Source organism: Micromonospora sp. WMMD1102, from assembly GCF_029626265.1.
Taxonomy (GTDB): Bacteria; Actinomycetota; Actinomycetes; order Mycobacteriales; family Micromonosporaceae; genus Plantactinospora.
In genome coordinates, this window is sequence record NZ_JARUBN010000001.1 from 4,793,840 (window position 1) to 4,812,326 (window position 18,487).

Sequence of the window (18,487 nt, forward strand, 5' to 3'; positions counted from 1 at the left end):
AGGGAACCGGCCGGGACCCACGCGGGGAGCGTCAGGCTTCCGGTCAGTCGACGCCGAATTCCATCGCGGCCCGGTCGAGCGCCTCGTCGTCGGCGGAGGAGACGCCGCGGGACGCGATCGCCTCCGCGCCGCCCTCCGGCATCGCGCCGATCAGCCCGGTCGAGGCCGCCTGCGCGGCGCCGACCACCCGGTGCGGGGCCGCGCCGCCGACCATGCCGAGGGTGGCATACTGCTCCAGCTTCGCCCGCGAGTCGGCGATGTCCAGGTTGCGCATGGTGAGTTGGCCGATCCGGTCCGCCGGACCGAACGCAGAGTCCTCGGTACGCTCCATCGACAGCTTGTCGGGGTGGTAGCTGAACGCCGGGCCGGTGGTGTCCAGGATCGAGTAGTCCTCGCCCCGGCGCAGTCGCAACGTCACCTCCCCGGTGACCGCGGTGCCGACCCAGCGCTGCAACGACTCGCGCAGCATCAGCGCCTGTGGATCCAGCCAGCGCCCCTCGTACATCAGCCGGCCGAGCCTGCGGCCCTCGTTGTGGTAGTTCGTCAGGGTGTCCTCGTTGTGGATGGCGTTGACCAGCCGTTCGTACGCCGCGTGCAGCAGTGCCATGCCGGGCGCCTCGTAGATGCCGCGGCTCTTGGCCTCGATGATCCGGTTCTCGATCTGGTCCGACATGCCCAGGCCGTGCCGGCCGCCGATGGCGTTGGCCTCCAGCACCAGGTCGACAGGGCTACCGAACTCCTTGCCGTTGATCGTCACCGGGCGACCCTGGTCGAAACCGATGGTGACGTCCTCGGTCGGGATCTCCACCGAGGGGTCCCAGAACCGGACTCCCATGATCGGGGTGACCGTCTCGATGCCGGCGTCGAGGTGCTCGAGAGTCTTCGCCTCGTGCGTCGCGCCCCAGATGTTGGCGTCGGTGGAGTATGCCTTCTCGGTGCTGTCCCGGTACGGCAGGCCGCGTTCGAGCAGCCACTCCGACATCTCCCTCCGCCCACCCAGCTCGGTGACGAAGTCGGTGTCGAGCCACGGCTTGTAGATGCGCAGTTGAGGGTTGGCCAGCAGGCCGTACCGGTAGAAGCGCTCGATGTCGTTGCCCTTGAAGGTGGAGCCGTCGCCCCAGATCTGGACGTCGTCGGAGATCATCGCCCGGACCAGCAGGGTGCCGGTCACGGCCCGGCCCAGCGGGGTGGTGTTGAAGTAGGCCCGCCCAGCCGAGCGGATGTGAAAGGCCCCGCAGGTCAACGCCGCCAGACCCTCCTCGACCAGGGCGGTGCGACAGTCGACCAGCCGGGCCACCTCGGCGCCGTAGCTGAGCGCGCGGCCGGGCACCGAGGCGATGTCGGGCTCGTCGTACTGGCCGATGTCTGCGGTGTAGGCGCAGGGAACGGCGCCCTTGTCGCGCATCCACGCGACCGCCACCGAGGTGTCGAGACCGCCGGAGAAGGCGATGCCGATTCGTTCGCCGATGGGCAGGGAGGTGAGAACCTTGGACACAGGGATGATTATTCATTAGGTCGCATGGCCATGCAAGCAGCCGCGCGGGCCTCACACCTCGGGGTCGTCGCGGGCCAGTTCCCAGAGGGCGACGGCGGTGGCGGCGGCGACGTTCAGCGAGTCGACACCGCGACGCATCGGGATGACCACCCGGATGTCGCTGGCGGCCTGGGCGGCCGGGGTCAGGCCGGCACCCTCGGCACCGAGCAGCAGGGCGGCCCGGTGCCGCTGTGCCGGGGTGAGCCGCTGGATCGGCACCGCCTCCGGGGCCGGGGTCAGAGCGAGTACGGCGAAGCCGGCCGCCCGGAGGTCGGCCAGCCCGGCCGGCCACTCGCCGAGTGTGGCGTACGGCACCGCGAAGACCTCGCCCATGCTGACCCGGACGCTGCGCCGGTAGAGCGGGTCGGCGCAGGTCGGCGAGAGCAGTACGGCGTCCACTCCGAGCGCGGCGGCACCCCGGAAGATCGCGCCGAGGTTGGTGTGGTTGTTGACGTCCTCCAGCACCACGACCCGGCGGGCGCCGCGGATCACCTCCGGCACGGCCGGCAGCGGGCGGCGGTGGAACGACCCGAGTACGCCCCGGTGCACGTGGAAGCCGGTGGCCCGCTCCAGTACGGCCGGGCTGGCGGCGTAGACGGGCGCCTCGCCGGTGGCCAGGTCGCCGAGTTGGTCGAGGCGTTTCGCGTCGACCAGGAAGGAGCGCGGCCGGTAGCCGGCCCGGAACGCCCGGCGGAGCACGAGTTCACCCTCGGCGATGAAGAGCCCGTTCGGCGGCTCCCACCGGGTGCGCAACTCGACGTCGGTGAGCGCCCGGTAGTCGGCGATCCGGGGATCCTCCGGGTCGATGATCTCGGCAACGGAAGCGGTCGGTACGTCGGTCACGGGCCGATTCTCCCCGGTCGCGATCTGCCCCGATCAACCGATGGGCCGAATCCGGTGACGCGGCGGGGCCGGAGAATTCCGATCCCTGTTCGCGGCAGTCTGCGGGCCGTCAGTCCGCGTCGGCGTGGCCTTCGTTTCTGCGAGCGGTGACGATGCGGCTGAGTACGTCGAGGGCGTGTTCGGCCTCATCCAGGCTGACCGGTGCGGTCCGGGCGGTCACATAACCGGTCAGGGCATCGCGGACGACGTCGGACCGGCGGGTTGCGGCCTGCCCGGCGAGGTGGTCCAACTGTTCGACGAGAGTGACGGGCAGGCGGATGCTGACCAGCATCATGGGTACCTCGGGTGCGGTGCCGGACGCTGGTGCTGTGGTCATGGATCTCATGACCGGTGCCAGGCTGTCGGCGTTCTGGAACCACGCGATGACCTGCTCCTTGGTCATCCGGTCGAATTCCGGCTCGGTCACAGGACTCGCCTCCTCCACTCATCGAGGTCTGCGCCACGTAAGGCACGCACCCCAATGATCTTGTAGGTCTGGGTGGTGCCGATGCGGTCACACAGCACCGCGATGATCCGACCGCTGCCGGCCATACCCATGACGATGAGCAGCAGGTCACCGAGGACGCGCTCGTAGCGCAGGCCCGATGGGGCGTAGAGCGCCTGGGTTGCCTCGTCCACGCCGACGCCGTTGCGTTGAGCATTGGCCAGACCTTCGTCGGTCCACACGTACTCACGTTCCGGCACCTACCGACCGTAACACATCGTAATACGCCCGGATCGACGGCCAGCGCACCCTGCTGCTCGAGATTCGATCGTGACTGCGGGCGCGCGGCTGGATCAGTGCTGCTTGGCGAAGATCACGAAGGACCGCCACGCCCGCGGGTCGAAGGTGAGCGCCGGACCCTGCCGATCCTTGCTGTCCCGGACGCCGACGACGCCCGGCAGGTTGTCCGCCACCTCGACGCAGTTGCCAGAATTGCCACTGCTGCGGGTGCTCTTGTGCCAGATCGCGCCGCTCAGGTCCATGACTTCGCCGCCTCCGAGATCAACGTGAGGGTGGCCCCGCGGGGCATCGCCTCGGCCCGCACAGACTCCCAGGTCTGCCGCATCGAGTGTACGTCCGCCGTGCGCTCGACGATCGTGCCCTGCAACTGGTTGTCGAGGTATGCCACGTCGCCACCCTCCGGAGGAGTCGCGATCACGAAGGCCCCGTTCAGCCCGGGATACGCCCCGACGCCCTTCGGCACCACGTGCAGATGGATCCGGGGACGGGCGGCGACCTCCAGCAGATGGCGGAGTTGCTCCCGCATCACGTCGGGGCCGCCGACCGGGCGTTCCAGCGCGGTGTAGTCGAGCACCGCGACGAGCTGCGGAGGCGAGTCCCGACGCAGGATCTCCTGGCGCGCCAGGCGCGCGGCCACCTGCTGCTCCATCTCGTCGCCAACGAGCTGACTCGCCCCCTCGTGCAGGGCCCGCGCGTATCGCTCGGTCTGGAGTAGACCGGGTACGACCAGCGGCTCGAAGCTGCACAGCGCGGTCGCCTCCTGTTCGATGGTCACCCACTCGCGGAACCAGGGCATCAGACTCTCCCGAAGGATGGCGCTGCGGATACGGAGCAGCAGGCCGTCCGCGCCCAGGGCGTTGTCGCAGCGGAGGGTGAACTCCTCCCGGGGTGGTCGCCGGCACTGCTCGACGCCGGCCACCAGGGAGGCCGAATACGTGATCCGTTCCCCCAGCGCCTCCTGGGACAGGCCGGCCGCCGTACGCAGCCGGCGAAGCTCTCCGGCAAACAGCTCCAACATGGGCAGTCGATCCATCTGCACACCTCTGCACATCGGAAGGAAGCCGCTGCTCCTGCGGGCCGAGCAGCGCGAATGCCTTCCGACAGTAGTGGCGTCGTCACAACACTGTCAGCTATGCGGGCTCGTGCCGCGCCGGAAAGGGCCGGGGCGGGCTCCCGCCGAGGGGGCCGTCCCATCCTTCCCCGTACCTCGACCGGGGCGGCCCCCGTCCACACCTGGCGAGAGGAGTTGGCATGCGTACCGTGTGGGTTTGCCGGCCATGACGCTGCACCGCAGCATTCCGCACGAGCCGATGCGCCCGCTCTGGCGCTGCCGGAACTGCGCCGCCGAGTGGCCCTGCCAGCCGGCCCGGCTGGCCCTGCTCAGGGAGTACGAGGACGACGTGACCGCGCTGCTGGTCTACCTCGGCGGACAACTGCTGGAGGCCCGCGAGCAACTCCACCAGCTCAACCCGGGCCGCCCGATCGACCTCACGGCACGCTTCATCACCTGGGCCAGGCGGGGCGAGCCGTGAGCGGTACGCCAGGGAGCGGAGCGCTCGCCGGGACCGATCGCTCCGGTGCGGTCAGGACGGGGTCGGTCCGGTGGTCGCGGGGCCGAGCCCGCCGTCCGGGACGACCTTCCGGTCGGGGATCCCTCCGGCAGCGGCCGCGATGCCCTGCCGGGCTCCGGCGGAGACCCGCGCCGCCACCGCGCCGGCCGTGCCGGGCCGGGCCAGCGCGGCCCGGCCGACCGCCGGCACCAGCCGCCGGGCCCGCCAGCCGATCCCGATCCCGGCGGCGAGCACGAGGACCGCGCCGAGGGCGTGCAGTGCCGAGGCCAGCATGCCGCCGACGCCGAGCAGCGGTGCCGCGATCATCAGCAGTACGCCGTCGGACTGGCTGAACACGCCGGACCGGTGCAGCGCCAGGCCGGTCAGCCACCAGCCGAGCGAGTAGAGCAACCCGCCGCTGACCGCGATGACCTGGCCCGCCCGGCCAAACGTCGCGGTGGGATCCGGCAGCCCGCCGAACGGGAGTACCAGCATCGTGCCGGCGACCGCGACCAGCAGGCCGGCGATCCCGGCACCCCGGGTACGGGTGCTCACCAGCAGGCTGGCCAGGGCCATCAGCGCCAGCAGGCCGAGCCAGAGCGCGCCGATCCAGCCGAGCAGGTGTGCCGGGCGCTGCTGGGTGAGGAACGGGGCGTTCCCGGCGCCGACCAGGGTCACCGAACCGTACACAATGGCATAACCGGGCAGTGACCAGACGGCGAACCGGGCCAGCCGGCGCAGCGACCAGGCCCAACTCGCGTCGCTGGCCGGTTCGCTGCGCACCCGCTCCACCGCGAACGGCAGGAAGCCGAGACCGCCGTAGGGCCAGCGGCCGGAGGTCGGGTCGGCCGGTGTGCCGACGCCCGGTACGGTGCCGGCCGCCCGGTTGGGCACCGCCGGTGAGGTACCGGGCGTGGGATCACGCTTGGGGTTTGAGGGGTGGTTTTCCGGTTTCGAGGGGTGGGTCACGCGCGTCACCTCGCTCCACGTGCTGCGCGGGCGGGCGCGGCGTACTCACAAATCGACGCCCCGGCTCCTGGTCACCACCCGTCGCTAGACAGATCGTGTCAGGTGCCGGGGCGCCGCGCGGACGCTTTGGTCAAATATGCCGTGCCCCCGCCGGACGGCCCGACCGGCGGGAGGAGGCGTCAGCCGCGTTCGGGCTGCCTGTCCACGGTGGAGTCGCCGGTGAGGCTGTCCGGCGAGACCGGCTCGGGGGCGGGTAGGCCCTGCGGACCGGTCGGTCGCGACGACACCTGCGCCTCGGCGGCGCGTACCTCGGCGTTGACCTCCTGGGCCGCCTCGGCGGCGGCGCGGGCCGCCTCCGCCGCCTCGCGCTCGACGGCACCGGCGTCGACCTCGGCGTGCGGTTCGTCCCCGGCGGCCTGGCTCAGCCCGCCGAGTGCCCCGCCGAGCCCTTCGAGCGCCTTGGTCAGTTCGGCCGGCACGATCCAGACCTTGTTCGCCTGCCCGTTGGCGATCTGCGGCAACGCCTGGAGGTACTGGTAGGCCAGCACCTTCTGGCTCGGGTTCGCCGTGTGGATCGCGTCGAAGACGGTACGGATCGCCTTCGCCTGGCCCTCCGCCTGGAGGATCCGGGCCTGCCGGTCACCGTCGGCGCGCAGCACCGCGGCCTGCTTCTCGCCCTCGGCGGAGAGGATCTGCGACTGCTTGTGCCCCTCGGCGTTCAGGATGGCCGCCCGGCGGTCCCGCTCGGCGCGCATCTGCTTCTCCATCGAGTCGCGGATGCTCGGCGGCGGCTCGATCGCCTTGATCTCCACCCGGGTCACCTTGATGCCCCAGCGTCCGGTCGTCTCGTCGAGTACGCCGGAGAGGTGCCGGTTGATCTCCTCGCGGCTGGTCAGCGCCCGCTCCAGGTCGAGCGAGCCGATGACGTTCCGCAGGGTGGTGACCGTCAGCTGTTCGATGGCCTGGAGGAAGTTCGAGATCTCGTAGGTCGCCTTCACCGAGTCGACGACCTTGAAGTAGAGCACGGTGTCGATCGAGACGACCAGGTTGTCCGAGGTGATCACGGGCTGGGGCGGGAAGCTGACCACCTGTTCCCGCATGTCGACTTTGGTGCGTACCGCGTCGACGAAGGGGACCAGCAGGTTGAGTCCGGGGTTGAGGGTGCGCTTGTACCGGCCGAGCCGCTCGACCACGTCCTCCCGCTGCTGCGGCACGATCCGTACCGCGCGGATCAGGGTGACCACCGTAATCAGTGCCACGGCGGCCAACAGCAGACCGATCACAGTATCCACGTCGCGCTCACCCCTCTTTATCTGGTTGTGCGTCTTTATCTGGTTGCTCGTCAATTGTGAACTCGTCCCGCCACACCAGGGCGGTCACGCCTTTGACCTCGATCACCCGTACCCGGGTCCCGGTCTCGATCACCTGGGTCGCGTCGTAGGAGCGGGCGGTCCAGATCTCCCCGTCGATCTTGACCACGCCGCCGTTGGCGTCCACCTGCTCCAGCACCAGGGCGCTGCTCCCGCTGATCGCCCGCACCCCGAACGGCTGTTCCTCGCCGGTCAGCTCGGCCGTGCGGTGCCGCTGGATGACCGGCCGGGCCACGGCCACGGTCAGCGCCGAGACGGCGGCGAAGACCACCGCCTGGATGGCCAGCGGTGCGCCGAGGGCGGCAGCACCGGCAGCGGCGAACGCACCGACCCCGAACATCACCAGAAAGAGAGTCGTCGTGAAGATCTCAGCGACGACCAACACGACGCCCAATACGATCCACAGGAGCGGCTCCACACGTCGATCCTGTCACGGATGCGCAGCACCGGCGAATCCTGATCGACACGCATAAGATCTCGTATGCCGAGGTCCGGCGGCCGGCACGGGTTCGGCGAACCCCGCCCCGCCGCGGTTACGCCCGGTCTGGTCGGATAATCCTCCTACCGTCCCCGCACGACCGACCGCGAACTCCGAACCCGACCGAGAACTCCGAACCCCCGGGTCCGGCTTTCCGTATCCACCGCCGAGTCCCCCGCACCCCGAGTTCGAGGAGGAGCCCGTGGCCCCGCTGCCGCCGGAGTCCGGCCTACTGCCGGAGACGACCCGCCGGGTCGACGCGCTCGTCGCCCAGGCCCAGGCCACGGGCCGGGCACCCTCGCTGATCCTCGGGGTGCTGCGGGCCCCGGTCGCCACCGGGACGGCCGGCGGGCTGCTGCACGTCGCCGCCGCCGGTGAGACCCCCATGCCGGATCCGGACATCCAGTACCGGATCGGCTCGATCACCAAGACGATGACCGCGGTACTGCTGCTGCGCCAGCGCGACGAGGGGCTGCTCGACCTGGACGACCCGCTGGACCGGCACCTGCCCGGCAACCCGCTCGGCGCCGTCCGGCTGCGGCAACTCCTCGGCCACGCCGCCGGCCTGCAACGGGAACCGGACGGCGATTGGTGGGAACGCTCCGCCGGCACCGACCTGGCGACCCTGCTGGCCGGGCTGACCGAGCAGAAGCTGGCCTTCCCGGCGCACCGCACCTTCCACTACTCCAACCTGGCCTACGCGCTGCTCGGCGCCGTACTGGAACGGGTCACCGGGGAGTCCTGGTGGAAGCTCGTCCGGTCCCGACTGCTCGATCCACTGGGGATGGTCCGCACCTCCTACCAGCCGACCGAGCCGTACGCCCGGGGCTACGTCGTCCACCCCTGGCACGAGACGCTGCGGGAGGAGCCGCGCACCGACACCGGGGCGATGGCACCCGCCGGCCAGCTCTGGGCGAGCCTGGCCGACCTGGCCCGCTGGGCCGGATTCCTCGCCGCCCCGGACCCGGAGATCCTCGCCCCGGAAACCCTGGCCGAGATGTGCGTACCGGTGGCAATGGCCGACCTCGACGCCTGGACCGCCGGTTACGGCCTCGGCGTCGAGCTGCACCGGGCCGGCGACCGGGTGTACGCCGGGCACGGCGGTTCGATGCCCGGCTACGTCGCCACGGCCTCGGTGCACCGCCCCTCCGGCATCGGCGTGGTCGGCTTCGCCAACTCGTACGGGCTGCGCACCGGCTCGCTGCCGATGCTCGGCCGGCAGGTGCTGGGCCTGGTACTCGACGCCGAACCCGCACCGGTACGGCCCTGGCGCCCGGTGGCCGCACCGCCGGCCGGCGAGATCGCCGGGTTGACCGGTCGCTGGTGGTGGATGGGGCGGGAGTTCGAGGTGGCCTGGGATCCCGGCGCCGAGGAGCTGGTGGTCACCCCGCAGCCGCCGGGCGCCGTAGCACGCTGGCGGTTCCGGCGGGACGGCGACGGGCGCTGGCGGGGCCGCTCCGGCATGAACGACGGGGAGATCCTGACCGTCCGCCGCGACCCGACCGGTGCGGCCACGGCCCTGGACATCGCCACTTTCGTCTTCACCCGCCACCCCGACCGGCTCGGCTGAACCGGCGTCGCCACCTGCCCCGCCCCGGACGAGGGGCGGATGCTCCAGGCGTGGCTCAGGTCTCGGACGGGATGGCTCAGGACTCGGACGGGACAGCTCAGGGCTCGGACGGGACCGTGACGAAGTCGATGAGCCGTTCGACCGCGTTGATCAGCGGTGTCTCCACGTCGTGGAAGCTGTCCACCCGGGCGAGGACGCGCCGCCACATCTCGGCCGGCTCGGCGACCCCGAGGGCGGCACAGACCCCCTCCTTCCACGGCCGTCCCGGCGGCACCACCGGCCACGCCCGGATGCCGAGCGCCGACGGCTTCACCGCCTGCCAGACGTCGACGTACGGATGGCCGGTGACGAGTACGTCCGGCGAGTTGACCGCCGCCACGATCCGGCTCTCCTTCGAGCCGGGCACCAGGTGGTCGACGAGGACACCCAACCGCCGCCCCGGCCCGGGGCCGAACTCGCGGACCCGGGCGGCGAGTTCGTCGATGCCGTCCAGCGGCTCCACCACCACGCCCTCGATGCGCAGGTCGTCACCCCAGATCCGCTCCACCAGGGCGGCGTCGTGCACACCCTCCACCCAGATCCGGCTCGCCTTGGCCACCTGGGCGCGTACCCCGGCCACCGCCACCGACCCGGAGGCGGTCCGGCGGCGCGGTGCCGGTGCCGTCGACGGTGCCGGGCGGCGCAGTGTCACCGGTTTGCCGTCGAGCAGGAACGCCGCCGGCAGCAGCGGGAAGTTGCGCCGCCGCCCGTGCCGGTCCTCCAGCACCACCGCACCGGACTCGAAACCCACCACCGCGCCACAGAACCCCGAGGCGGCGTCCTCCACCACCAGGTCGACCTCGGCCGGCACCTCGGGGGTGACCCTGCGCCGCCGCCAGTCCCCGGCGAGCACGTCGTCGCCGTACATCCTCCCCATCCCGGGGACGGTAGCCGGTGCCGGTCGGTCGGTCGGCGTTGACGCGCCGCCCGGCCGGCAGTCGAGACAGCCGACACGGGAAGCACGTACCCTAGCCGCATGTCCCCCGCAACGGGCGCGGCGACTCTCGTGGCGCGCCGGTCCAGCCGTTTCGTGGCCTGGGTACGCGCCTGGCGTGCCGGGCTGGTGCCGTACGACGAGATCGCCGACGAGATCGCCGGTGGCGAGGAGCACCTTGTCGCGGACGCCCCGGGCGCCTGGACCGACATCCCGCTACGCGACGCGCTCTCCGCCTTCTCCAAGCTCTCGCCGGACGAGATCCGGCTGGTGCTGCCCGCACCCGGCGATCCCCGCGGGTTGCCCGGTCCCGGCCCGTTCGCCTCGGCGGCACTGCTGGCCGGCGAGGCGGTGGTGGCCCGTGGTCTGGGCGTGATTCCCGAGGTACGCACGCACACCAGCGGGTCCGGAGTGACATTCGAGACGGTGCTCTGGCGGGTGTACCCGCTGCCGGAGAGCGCCCCGGCCGCCTCGCTGGGCAGTCCCGGCGCGGCCGAGGCCGAGGCCGAGCTGGCGGTGACCCTGGCCGAGGCGACCGCGGCGCTGACCCGGCTCGACGTCGCGCAGTGGCGCCCGGAGCTGGCCGGCGCACTCGCGGCACTGCGCCGCCCGGACAGCGGGATGGAGCTGCCACCCGGCTTCGACCCGCGCTCGCGGCGGCTCTTCGCCCGGGCCAGCGTGCTGGACCAGGTGCTCGCGCTGGCCGAGCACGCCGCGCCCGGCGGTTCGGTGAACGGCCACGAGGCCCAGCAGCGTGACGCCGCGCTGCGCCCGCTCACCGCCGCCTGCCGCCGGGCCGTCGTGGCGGCCTGCAACGCACCGCTCTCGGCCTGACGCCGCCCGGCACCGGAACCGACGGCACCCACCGTCGCCCGCCGAAAGCCGTCGTCGGTCCTGGTGGCGCCGATACCGCCGGCTATTCTGGCCGCGATAATCGTTCCGACCGGCAAACCGCGTCGACCAACGTGCCGACGAATTCGTCCGGCATTCGACGCTCGGACGGATGCCGGGGAAAGACGCCGGTTACAAAGGTGCGGTAGGGTCCTCGTTCCATGGGCGGCACCCCGAGTTCGATCGATCTCGCGCACTCCTCTTCCGCGAGTGCCCCGGCGTCCCGGCGTCGCTGGTTCAACCGGCGCGGCACCGTCGAACTGGCCTGGGTGCTGCTGGTGATCGCCATTGCCGGCGCACTCTCGATGGCCCGCTACGAGGACCCGCGCCGGATCGCCTCCTCCGGCGACAGCTACTGGTACATGCGACAGGCCCAGGTCTTCGCCGGCACCGATCTGGCGACCGCCTCCGCCCGCTCATCCTTTCAGGTGTGCCGCGACATCAACCGTTCGGCCAAAGAACGGAGAATGCCCCGCGCCTGCCGCAACGGGTATCCCCAGCAGGGCGTTTCTCCCCGCTACATCGCAATTTTCGACAGCCGGCCCGGATACCCGCTGTTCGCGGCGCCCTTCGTGAAGATCCTCGGCGTCTGGCAGGGCATGGCCGTGGCGACCCTGATCATCGCCGTCGGCGTCGGCCTGCTCACCTACCTGGCCGTCTGGCTCGCCTTCGGAATGCGCCTGGTCAGCGTCATCGCCGCCGCGCTGATCTATGCGCTGCCGACCGGGTTCTGGATAACCCGGATGCTTGCCGACGGTGCGATGCTGGCCGGCTGCCTCGCTGTACTGATCGGCGCGATGCTGCTCTGGCGCAACAGGTACAGCGGGGTGCCGATCGCGCTCGCGGGCTTCGCCTGGACCTTCGCCACCAAGTCGGCGAACGGGGTGGCGATGGCCCTGGTCCTGGTGACCGCGAGCGCCCTGGCGCTGCTGACCCGGTTCCCGAACCGGCGCGGCGCGCTGCTCGCCGGCGGGCTCGGCCTGGCCACCCTGGCCGGCTGGTTCGCGGTCAGCGCGGCGCTCAAGCTGCCGTCGCTGAACGAGGCCATCCAGGACTACGTGACCACCCACTTCATCCGGCCGGACACGCCCGAGCCGTACACCTGGCTCTGGGAGCGGAACCTCCTGTGGTGGCCGACCAGGTTCGAGCACTGGTACGTCAACCCGCTGCCGCAGATCGCGGTGATAGCGGCGACGCTGATCTTCGTCACCCGCACCAGGCACCTCACCTTCCTGTGGCTGGGCACCGGACTGAGCGGGCTGGCGCTGCTGGCCGCGAAGCCTGTTGACTCGGAGTACGAGCGGCTGATGCTTCCGGTGTGGTTCCTGGTCGCCGCCGCCATCGGGTACGCCGTCGTCGCGGCGCTGCCGGCCCGGTGGTCCGGCGGCGGGAGCGGCGCCGAGGAGGCCACCCGGCCCGTGGACCGGCCGCCGTCACCGCTGCCGGACGGGCCGGACCGCCCCGGCCGACCGGCACCCGGAGCCGACTCCGACGCTCCGGCCGCTCGGGACGACCAGGATCGCGGCGCTGCCCCGGCCGACCCCGACCCGAACCCGAACGACCGCGACCTGAGCCGGGCCAGCACCGCCTGAACGGGCGGTCACGAGACCGCCCGGACGGCGTTCCGCCCGGACCGCGTTCCGCCCGGACCGCGTTCCGCTCAGACCTCGTCGATCAGGTCGGCGACCGAGGAGACGATCCGGGACGGCAGGTACGGATAGCGTTCCGCCTCGGCCGGGGTGCTGATCCCGGTCAGCACCAGCACGGTCTGCAACCCCGCCTCCAGCCCGCAGAGGATGTCGGTGTCCATCCGGTCACCGATCATCGCGGTCGTCTCGGAGTGCGCGTCGATGGTGTTCAACGCCGAGCGCATCATCATCGGGTTCGGCTTGCCGACGAAGTACGGCTCGACCCCGGTCGCCTTCGAGATCATCGCGGCCACCGAGCCGGCCGCCGGCAGGGCACCCTCGGCGGACGGGCCGGTCGGGTCCGGGTTGGTGCAGATGAACCGGGCCCCGCCGTCGATCAGCCGGACCGCCTTGGTGATCGCCTCGAAGCTGTACGTCCGGGTCTCGCCCAGCACCACGTAGTCCGGGGCGAAGTCGGTGAGCACGTAGCCGACCGCGTGCATCGCGGTGGTCAGCCCGGCCTCCCCGATCACGTATGCCGTGCCGCCGGGGCGCTGGTCGGCCAGGAACTGCGCGGTGGCCAGCGCGGCGGTCCAGATCGCGTGCTCGGGGACGTCGAAGCCCATCCGGTTCAGCCGGGCCTGGAGATCCCGGGCGGTGTAGATCGAGTTGTTGGTGAGGACCAGGAACGGCTTGCCCGAGGCACGCAGCGCGCGGACGAACTCCGGGGCACCGGGCACCGGCTGCCCCTCGTGCACCAGCACCCCGTCCATGTCGGTCAGCCAGCACTCCACCGGCTTCCGATCGTTCATGCCGGGCCGCCACGACGGGCGGGGTACGGGCTGCTCTCGTTCATGGCTCTCCTTGCGCGGGCGGGGTCAGGGGCGCCGGGCCGGCTGGCAGCAACCGGTCGGGCAGGTGTCCCAGGCGGGCAGCGTACCCAGCCGGCGTCGCGTGGGCGTGTCGGCCGGGTTAAGCCGCTCCGTCACCAGATCCCGGACCATCGACACGAACCTCGGGTCGGTGCCCGGGGTACCGGCCCGGACGAAGTCGAGACCGAGCTGCTTGGCCGTACCCGCCGCCTCGGTGTCCAGGTCCCAGACCACTTCGAGGTGGTCGGAGACGAAGCCGATCGGGCTGACCACCACCGAGGTGACCCCGTCGGCCGCCAGGGTGCGCAGGTGGTCGTTGACGTCCGGCTCCAGCCACGGCACCTGCGGCGGGCCGGAGCGGCTCTGCCAGACCAGGTCGTACGGCAGGCCGGGAGCCGCCCGGTCGGCCACCAGTGCGGCGGTCTCGCGCAACTGTGCCTCGTACCGACCGCCCTGCGGGCCGGCGGTGGCGGCCATCGAGACCGGGATCGAGTGGGCGGTGAAGACCAGCCGGGTGCTGTCCCGCCGGGCCGGGTCGAGGGTGGCCAGCGCGCCCGCCACCGCGTCGGCGTGCGGGTCGACGAATCCGGGATGGTCCCAGTACTGCCGCAGCTTGTCGATCCGGGGCGCCCCCGGCCCCACCGCCGCGCGGGCGGTCGCGATGTCCTCCAGGTACTGCCGGCAGGAGGAGTAGCCGCCGTACGCGCTGGTGACGAAGCCGAGGGCGGAGGTGATCCCGTCGTCGCGGAGCTGGGCCACGGCGTCGGCGAGCATCGGGTGCCAGTTGCGGTTGCCCCAGTAGACCGGAAGGTCGAGCCCGTGCGCGGCGAAGTCGGCGCGGATCGCGGCGAGCAGCTCCCGGCACTGCTGGTTGATCGGCGACACGCCGCCGAAGTGCTGGTAGTGCTCGGCGACCTCGGCCAGCCGGTCCGGCGGCACGTTCCGCCCCCGGGTGACGTTGGCCAGGAACGGGAGGACGTCCTCGGGCCGTTCCGGCCCACCGAACGAGATCAACACAACGGCGTCGTAGGACATGCCCCTATTGTTCCCGCCGCCGCCGGACCGCCGGGCCCGGCCCCGCCCACCGGCTGCGCCAGCCGGACGGGGCCGTGCTCGGCCGGACGGGGGGCCGTGCTCAGATGGCCGCGCCGAGCGCGTGGTAGCCGCCGTCGACGTGCACGATCTCACCCGTGGTGGCCGGGAACCAGTCGGAGAGCAGGGCCAGGCAGGCCCGGGCCGCCGGCTCCTGGTCGGTGAGCGACCAGCCCAGCGGGGCCCGCTCGCCCCAGGCCTCCTCGAAGCGTTCGAAGCCCGGGATCGACTTCGCGGCCATGGTGCGCAGCGGCCCGGCCGAGACCAGGTTGCTGCGGATGCCCTTCGCGCCGAGGTGCAACGCGAGGTAGCGGGAGGCGGACTCCAGCCCGGCCTTGGCCACGCCCATCCAGTCGTACACCGGCCAGGCCTTGGTGGCGTCGAAGGTGAGTCCGACCACGGCGCCGCCCGCGCTCATCAGCGGCAGCGCGGCCACCGCGAGCGACTTGTAGGAGTACGTCGAGACCTGCACCGCGGTCGCCACGTCCTCCCACGGCGCGTCCAGGAAGCCGCCGCCCAGACAGCTCGCCGGCGCGAAGCCGATCGAGTGGACCACGCCGTCCAGCCCGTCGACGTGCTCACGGACCCGGTCCGCCAGGCTGGCCAACTGGTCGGCGTCGGTGACGTCCAGCTCGATCACCGGCGCGGGTTCGGGCAGCCGCTTGGCGATCCGCTCGACCAGCGACATCCGGCCGAAGCCGGTGAGCACCACCGTCGCGCCGTTCTCCTGGGCGAGCTTCGCCACCGAGAACGCGATCGACTGGTCGGTGATGACCCCGGTGACGAGCAGCCGCTTGCCGGCCAGCAGTCCAGACACAAGATCCTCCATACCCTCGTGGTCCCCCGCGTCCCGCGGCCGGTCCGGGTCCGTCCCGGCCGATCACGGCGCCTGGGCGATTGTGCCAGTCGGTGCCCGGTCAGTGGCCCATGCCGAGGCCGCCGTCGACCGGGACGACCGCCCCGGAGACGTAGCCGGCGGCGTCCGAGGCCAGCCAGGCCACCACCCCGGCCACCTCGTCCGGGCTGGCCATCCGGCCGGCCGGGATCGACTTGCGGATCTCCGCCTTGCGCTCGTCGGAGAGCACCGCCGTCATGTCGGTGTCGATGAACCCCGGCGCCACCACGTTGGCGGTGATGTTCCGGCCGCCCAGCTCCCGGGTGATCGACCGGGCCACCCCGACCAGGCCGGCCTTGCTCGCCGCGTAGTTCACCTGGCCGGCGCCGCCGGAGAGACCGACCACCGAGGAGACGAAGATCATGCGGCCCCACCTGGCCCGGAGCATCTTGCCGGAGGCCCGCTTGGCGCACCGGAACGCGCCGGTCAGGTTGGCGTCGAGGACCCGTGTGAACTGCTCCTCCGACATCCGCAGCAACAGCGTGTCGTCGGTGATCCCGGCGTTGCAGACCAGCACCTCGACCGGGCCCAACTCCGCCTCGACAGCCGAGAACGCCTCGTCGACCTGGTCACTGTCGGTGATGTCGCACCGGACCCCGAACAGGTCGGCGGGCGGGTTGCTGCCCCGGTGGGTGACCGCCACCCGGTCGCCCTGCTTGGCGAAGGCCTGCGCGATGGCCAGGCCGATCCCCCGGTTGCCCCCGGTCACCAGCACGGTACGGGCCACGGGTGTCCTCCTCCTCGACGGTACGGACGTGCGGGTTGGAGACTAGGCGCTACCGCCGGGTAATCCGTAACCCGGGGTGCCGGCCGCGCTGCGTGCTACCGGGGTACTACGGGCCGGATAGCGCCACGGGGTGACGACGGTCGCCGCCCGGCGGCCGTACCCTCCCCCTGATGGAGAACGGCACCGCCGCGGCACTGCGCCTCGGCCGCGACGACCTGCTCCGGCTGCTGGTCGGGGCGGACTACCCACCGGCCGTCCCGGACGGTCCGCCCGGCAGGTGGCGGCGCCGGATGCGGGCCGCCCGGCCGGTGGTGGCGCCGATCCTGGTCTTCGCCCTGGTCGGCATCACCATCGCCGGCATCCAGTACCTGACCGACACCCGGAAGCTGCCGGACCTGCTGGCGATCCTGCTCGGGGTCGGCGGGGTGCTGCCGGCGGTGCTGGCCCCGTTCCGCCCACTGCTCGGCTGGCGGATCGGCTACCCCATGCTCTTCTTCGGCGTCCTCGACGCGCGGCCGGACGAGTCCTGGCCGTGGAGCCCGGTGCAGATCGTCGCCTTCCTCTTCGTGCTGCTCGTGCTGGCCGCCCGGACCAGCCTGGGGGTCTCCGCCTGGGCGGCGGTGCTCAGCGTGCTGCCGGCCTATCTGTGCGTGCCGTCGCAGGCGAACGCGCACGGGGTGCTGCTGCTCTTCCTGGCGATCCTGATCGTCGGTGACCAGGTGCGACGGCGCCGGCAGAGCCAGCAGGCCCTCGCCGAGGTCGCCGAACGCAGCGAGCTGGAGCAGGCCCGCCGGGCGGTGCTGGAGGAACGGACCCGGATCGCCCGGGAGATGCACGACGTGGTCGCGCACCACATGTCGATGATCGCGGTGCAGGCGGAGACCGCGCCGTACCGGCTGACCGGGCTGCCCGAGCCGGCCCGGGACGAGTTCACCGCGATCGCCGGGTCGGCCCGGGAGGCGCTGGCCGACATGCGCCGACTGCTCGGCGTGCTGCGCAGCGAGGCGGCCTCGGCACCGGAGACGGCGCCGCAGCCGGGGCTGGTCGACGTACCGGAGCTGGTCGAGGCGGCCCGCCGGGCCGGGATGGCGGTGACGGTCGCCACCGGTCCGGAGCCGGAGCACCTCCGGACGGTGCCGGAGGCGGTCGGGCTGGCCGCGTACCGGATCGTCCAGGAGGCCCTGGCCAACGCGGCCCGGCACGCGCCCGGGACGGCCGTGCGGGTGTCGGTGGACGCGGACGACCGGGGGCTGGCCATCGGGATCTGGAACGACCCGCCCGGACCCGGCACCGGCCCGGCGGGCGACGCCGCCGGCCAGGCCGGGCACGGGCTGACCGGGATGCGGGAGCGGGCCCGGCTGCTCGGCGGCCGGCTGCGGGCCGGCCCCACCGACGACCACGGGTACGCGGTGACCGCCTACCTGCCCTACCGTCCGGAGGAGGAGACCCCGGCAGCGGACCGGTCCGAGCGGGACGGCAAGCTGGACGGATGATCCGGGTACTCGTGGCGGACGACCAGGCGATGGTCCGGCAGGGGTTCGGAGCACTGCTGGCGGCCCAGCCCGACCTGCTGGTGGTCGGCGACGCGGCGAACGGCGCCGAGGCGGTCACCGCCGCCCGGCGACTCGACCCGGACGTGGTGCTGATGGACATCCGGATGCCGGTGCTGGACGGCCTGGCCGCGACCCGGCAGCTCCTCGGCGGCCGACCGGAGGCCGACCGGCCCCGGGTGCTCGTGCTGACCACCTTCGACCTGGACGACTACGTCTACGAGGCGCTGCGGGCCGGCGCCAGCGGCTTCCTGCTCAAGGACGCCCCGGCCGCCGACCTGGTGCACGCGGTCCGGGTGGTGGCGGCCGGTGAGGCGCTGCTCGCCCCGACGGTGACCCGCCGGCTGATCGCCGAGTTCGCCGCCCGGCCCGGCCGGGACCGGCCCCGCCCGGTCAGTCTGGCCGGGCTCACCCCCCGGGAGACCGAAGTGCTCCGGCTGATCGCCCGGGGCCGCTCGAACGGCGAGATCGCCGCCGAGCTGGTGGTCGCCGAGCAGACCGTGAAGACCCACGTCGGGCGGATTCTGAACAAGCTCGACCTGCGCGACCGGGCCCAGGCGGTGGTGGTCGCGTACGAGTCCGGCTTGGTCACCGCCGGGGACTAGGAGCCGGTCCGCGGGCTGAAGCACCGTCGGTCGCTCGTCCTCCGGTAGCGCTCGGATAGTCCCCTGGTACTCCGGGGGAAGCCGTCCCACGGCGTGACGCGCCGGCCCCCTTCCGGAACGCATTCTCGGCTCGGAGAAGCGACCGGAGGGAGAACG

At 72.3% G+C, this 18,487-nt stretch carries 20 protein-coding genes; 6 read left to right on the forward strand and 14 right to left on the reverse strand.

The features are described from left to right. Window positions 1–43: 43 nt before the first annotated feature. From argG to O7626_RS21440, 6 genes are all read right to left on the reverse strand, one after another. On the reverse strand, window positions 44–1,495 hold the full coding sequence (gene argG, locus O7626_RS21415; protein ID WP_278062917.1) for an argininosuccinate synthase: 1,452 nt from the start codon (window positions 1,493–1,495) through the stop codon (window positions 44–46). A gap of 51 nt (window positions 1,496–1,546) precedes the next feature. Next, window positions 1,547–2,377: an RNA methyltransferase gene (locus O7626_RS21420; RefSeq protein WP_278062918.1), complete on the reverse strand. Its 831-nt coding sequence runs from the start codon at window positions 2,375–2,377 to the stop codon at window positions 1,547–1,549. Window positions 2,378–2,486: 109 nt separating this feature from the next. Then, on the reverse strand, window positions 2,487–2,843 hold the full coding sequence (locus O7626_RS21425; protein WP_278062919.1) for a ribbon-helix-helix protein, CopG family: 357 nt from the start codon (window positions 2,841–2,843) through the stop codon (window positions 2,487–2,489). After that, window positions 2,840–3,121, reverse strand: a complete 282-nt coding sequence (locus O7626_RS21430; protein ID WP_278062920.1) for a hypothetical protein — start codon at window positions 3,119–3,121, stop codon at window positions 2,840–2,842. Before O7626_RS21430 ends, O7626_RS21425 begins: the two co-directional genes overlap by 4 nt. A gap of 93 nt (window positions 3,122–3,214) precedes the next feature. After that, window positions 3,215–3,403: a DUF397 domain-containing protein gene (locus O7626_RS21435; RefSeq protein WP_278062921.1), complete on the reverse strand. Its 189-nt coding sequence runs from the start codon at window positions 3,401–3,403 to the stop codon at window positions 3,215–3,217. Beyond that, window positions 3,394–4,194, reverse strand: coding sequence for a helix-turn-helix transcriptional regulator (locus tag O7626_RS21440; RefSeq protein ID WP_278062922.1), 801 nt, complete (start codon window positions 4,192–4,194; stop codon window positions 3,394–3,396). The genes O7626_RS21435 and O7626_RS21440 overlap by 10 nt, the downstream gene beginning before the upstream one ends. Before the next feature lie 244 nt (window positions 4,195–4,438). Between O7626_RS21440 and O7626_RS21445 the strand changes: the two genes are divergently transcribed. Next, window positions 4,439–4,693, forward strand: coding sequence for a flavin reductase (locus O7626_RS21445; protein WP_278066248.1), 255 nt, complete (start codon window positions 4,439–4,441; stop codon window positions 4,691–4,693). 51 nt (window positions 4,694–4,744) lie between these two features. Here the strand turns inward: O7626_RS21445 and O7626_RS21450 are convergent, their stop codons facing one another. From O7626_RS21450 to O7626_RS21460, 3 genes are all read right to left on the reverse strand, one after another. Beyond that, window positions 4,745–5,605 (reverse strand): hypothetical protein, encoded by an 861-nt coding sequence (locus O7626_RS21450; protein ID WP_278062923.1) that lies wholly within the window; start codon window positions 5,603–5,605, stop codon window positions 4,745–4,747. A gap of 254 nt (window positions 5,606–5,859) precedes the next feature. Next, on the reverse strand, window positions 5,860–6,972 hold the full coding sequence (locus O7626_RS21455; protein WP_278062924.1) for an SPFH domain-containing protein: 1,113 nt from the start codon (window positions 6,970–6,972) through the stop codon (window positions 5,860–5,862). 7 nt (window positions 6,973–6,979) lie between these two features. After that, on the reverse strand, window positions 6,980–7,468 hold the full coding sequence (locus tag O7626_RS21460; protein WP_278062925.1) for an NfeD family protein: 489 nt from the start codon (window positions 7,466–7,468) through the stop codon (window positions 6,980–6,982). Between the two features lie 262 nt (window positions 7,469–7,730). Here O7626_RS21460 and O7626_RS21465 point away from each other — a divergent pair, with 262 nt between their 5' ends. Continuing rightward, window positions 7,731–9,098, forward strand: a complete 1,368-nt coding sequence (locus tag O7626_RS21465) for a serine hydrolase domain-containing protein (protein WP_278062926.1) — start codon at window positions 7,731–7,733, stop codon at window positions 9,096–9,098. A 97-nt stretch (window positions 9,099–9,195) separates the two neighbouring features. On the opposite strand, the gene O7626_RS21470 is transcribed toward O7626_RS21465, so the two are convergent. Continuing rightward, on the reverse strand, window positions 9,196–10,014 hold the full coding sequence (locus O7626_RS21470; RefSeq protein WP_278062927.1) for a DUF3097 domain-containing protein: 819 nt from the start codon (window positions 10,012–10,014) through the stop codon (window positions 9,196–9,198). Window positions 10,015–10,113: 99 nt separating this feature from the next. Here O7626_RS21470 and O7626_RS21475 point away from each other — a divergent pair, with 99 nt between their 5' ends. Further along, window positions 10,114–10,905: a hypothetical protein gene (locus O7626_RS21475; RefSeq protein WP_278062928.1), complete on the forward strand. Its 792-nt coding sequence runs from the start codon at window positions 10,114–10,116 to the stop codon at window positions 10,903–10,905. A gap of 218 nt (window positions 10,906–11,123) precedes the next feature. Next, entirely contained in the window at window positions 11,124–12,554 is a 1,431-nt protein-coding gene (locus O7626_RS21480) for a hypothetical protein (protein WP_278062929.1), read from the forward strand. Between the two features lie 68 nt (window positions 12,555–12,622). Here O7626_RS21480 and O7626_RS21485 read toward each other — a convergent pair whose 3' ends face one another. From O7626_RS21485 to fabG, 4 genes are all read right to left on the reverse strand, one after another. Next, window positions 12,623–13,402 carry an HAD-IIA family hydrolase gene (locus O7626_RS21485; RefSeq protein ID WP_278062930.1) on the reverse strand — a complete coding sequence of 260 codons (780 nt, stop codon included), beginning with the start codon at window positions 13,400–13,402 and terminating at the stop codon, window positions 12,623–12,625. Between the two features lie 66 nt (window positions 13,403–13,468). After that, window positions 13,469–14,497, reverse strand: coding sequence for a ferrochelatase (locus tag O7626_RS21490; protein ID WP_278062931.1), 1,029 nt, complete (start codon window positions 14,495–14,497; stop codon window positions 13,469–13,471). A 100-nt stretch (window positions 14,498–14,597) separates the two neighbouring features. Beyond that, the gene (fabI, locus tag O7626_RS21495) at window positions 14,598–15,371 is read right to left on the reverse strand and encodes an enoyl-ACP reductase FabI (protein WP_278062932.1); all 774 of its coding nucleotides are present in this window, start codon (window positions 15,369–15,371) and stop codon (window positions 14,598–14,600) included. A gap of 100 nt (window positions 15,372–15,471) precedes the next feature. Beyond that, a complete protein-coding gene (gene fabG, locus O7626_RS21500; RefSeq protein WP_278062933.1) occupies window positions 15,472–16,176 on the reverse strand; it encodes a 3-oxoacyl-ACP reductase FabG in 705 nt (234 codons plus the stop codon). A gap of 170 nt (window positions 16,177–16,346) precedes the next feature. Between fabG and O7626_RS21505 the strand changes: the two genes are divergently transcribed. Continuing rightward, on the forward strand, window positions 16,347–17,669 hold the full coding sequence (locus O7626_RS21505; protein WP_278062934.1) for a sensor histidine kinase: 1,323 nt from the start codon (window positions 16,347–16,349) through the stop codon (window positions 17,667–17,669). Then, entirely contained in the window at window positions 17,666–18,331 is a 666-nt protein-coding gene (locus O7626_RS21510; protein WP_278062935.1) for a response regulator transcription factor, read from the forward strand. The genes O7626_RS21505 and O7626_RS21510 overlap by 4 nt, the downstream gene beginning before the upstream one ends. Window positions 18,332–18,487: the final 156 nt, after the last annotated feature.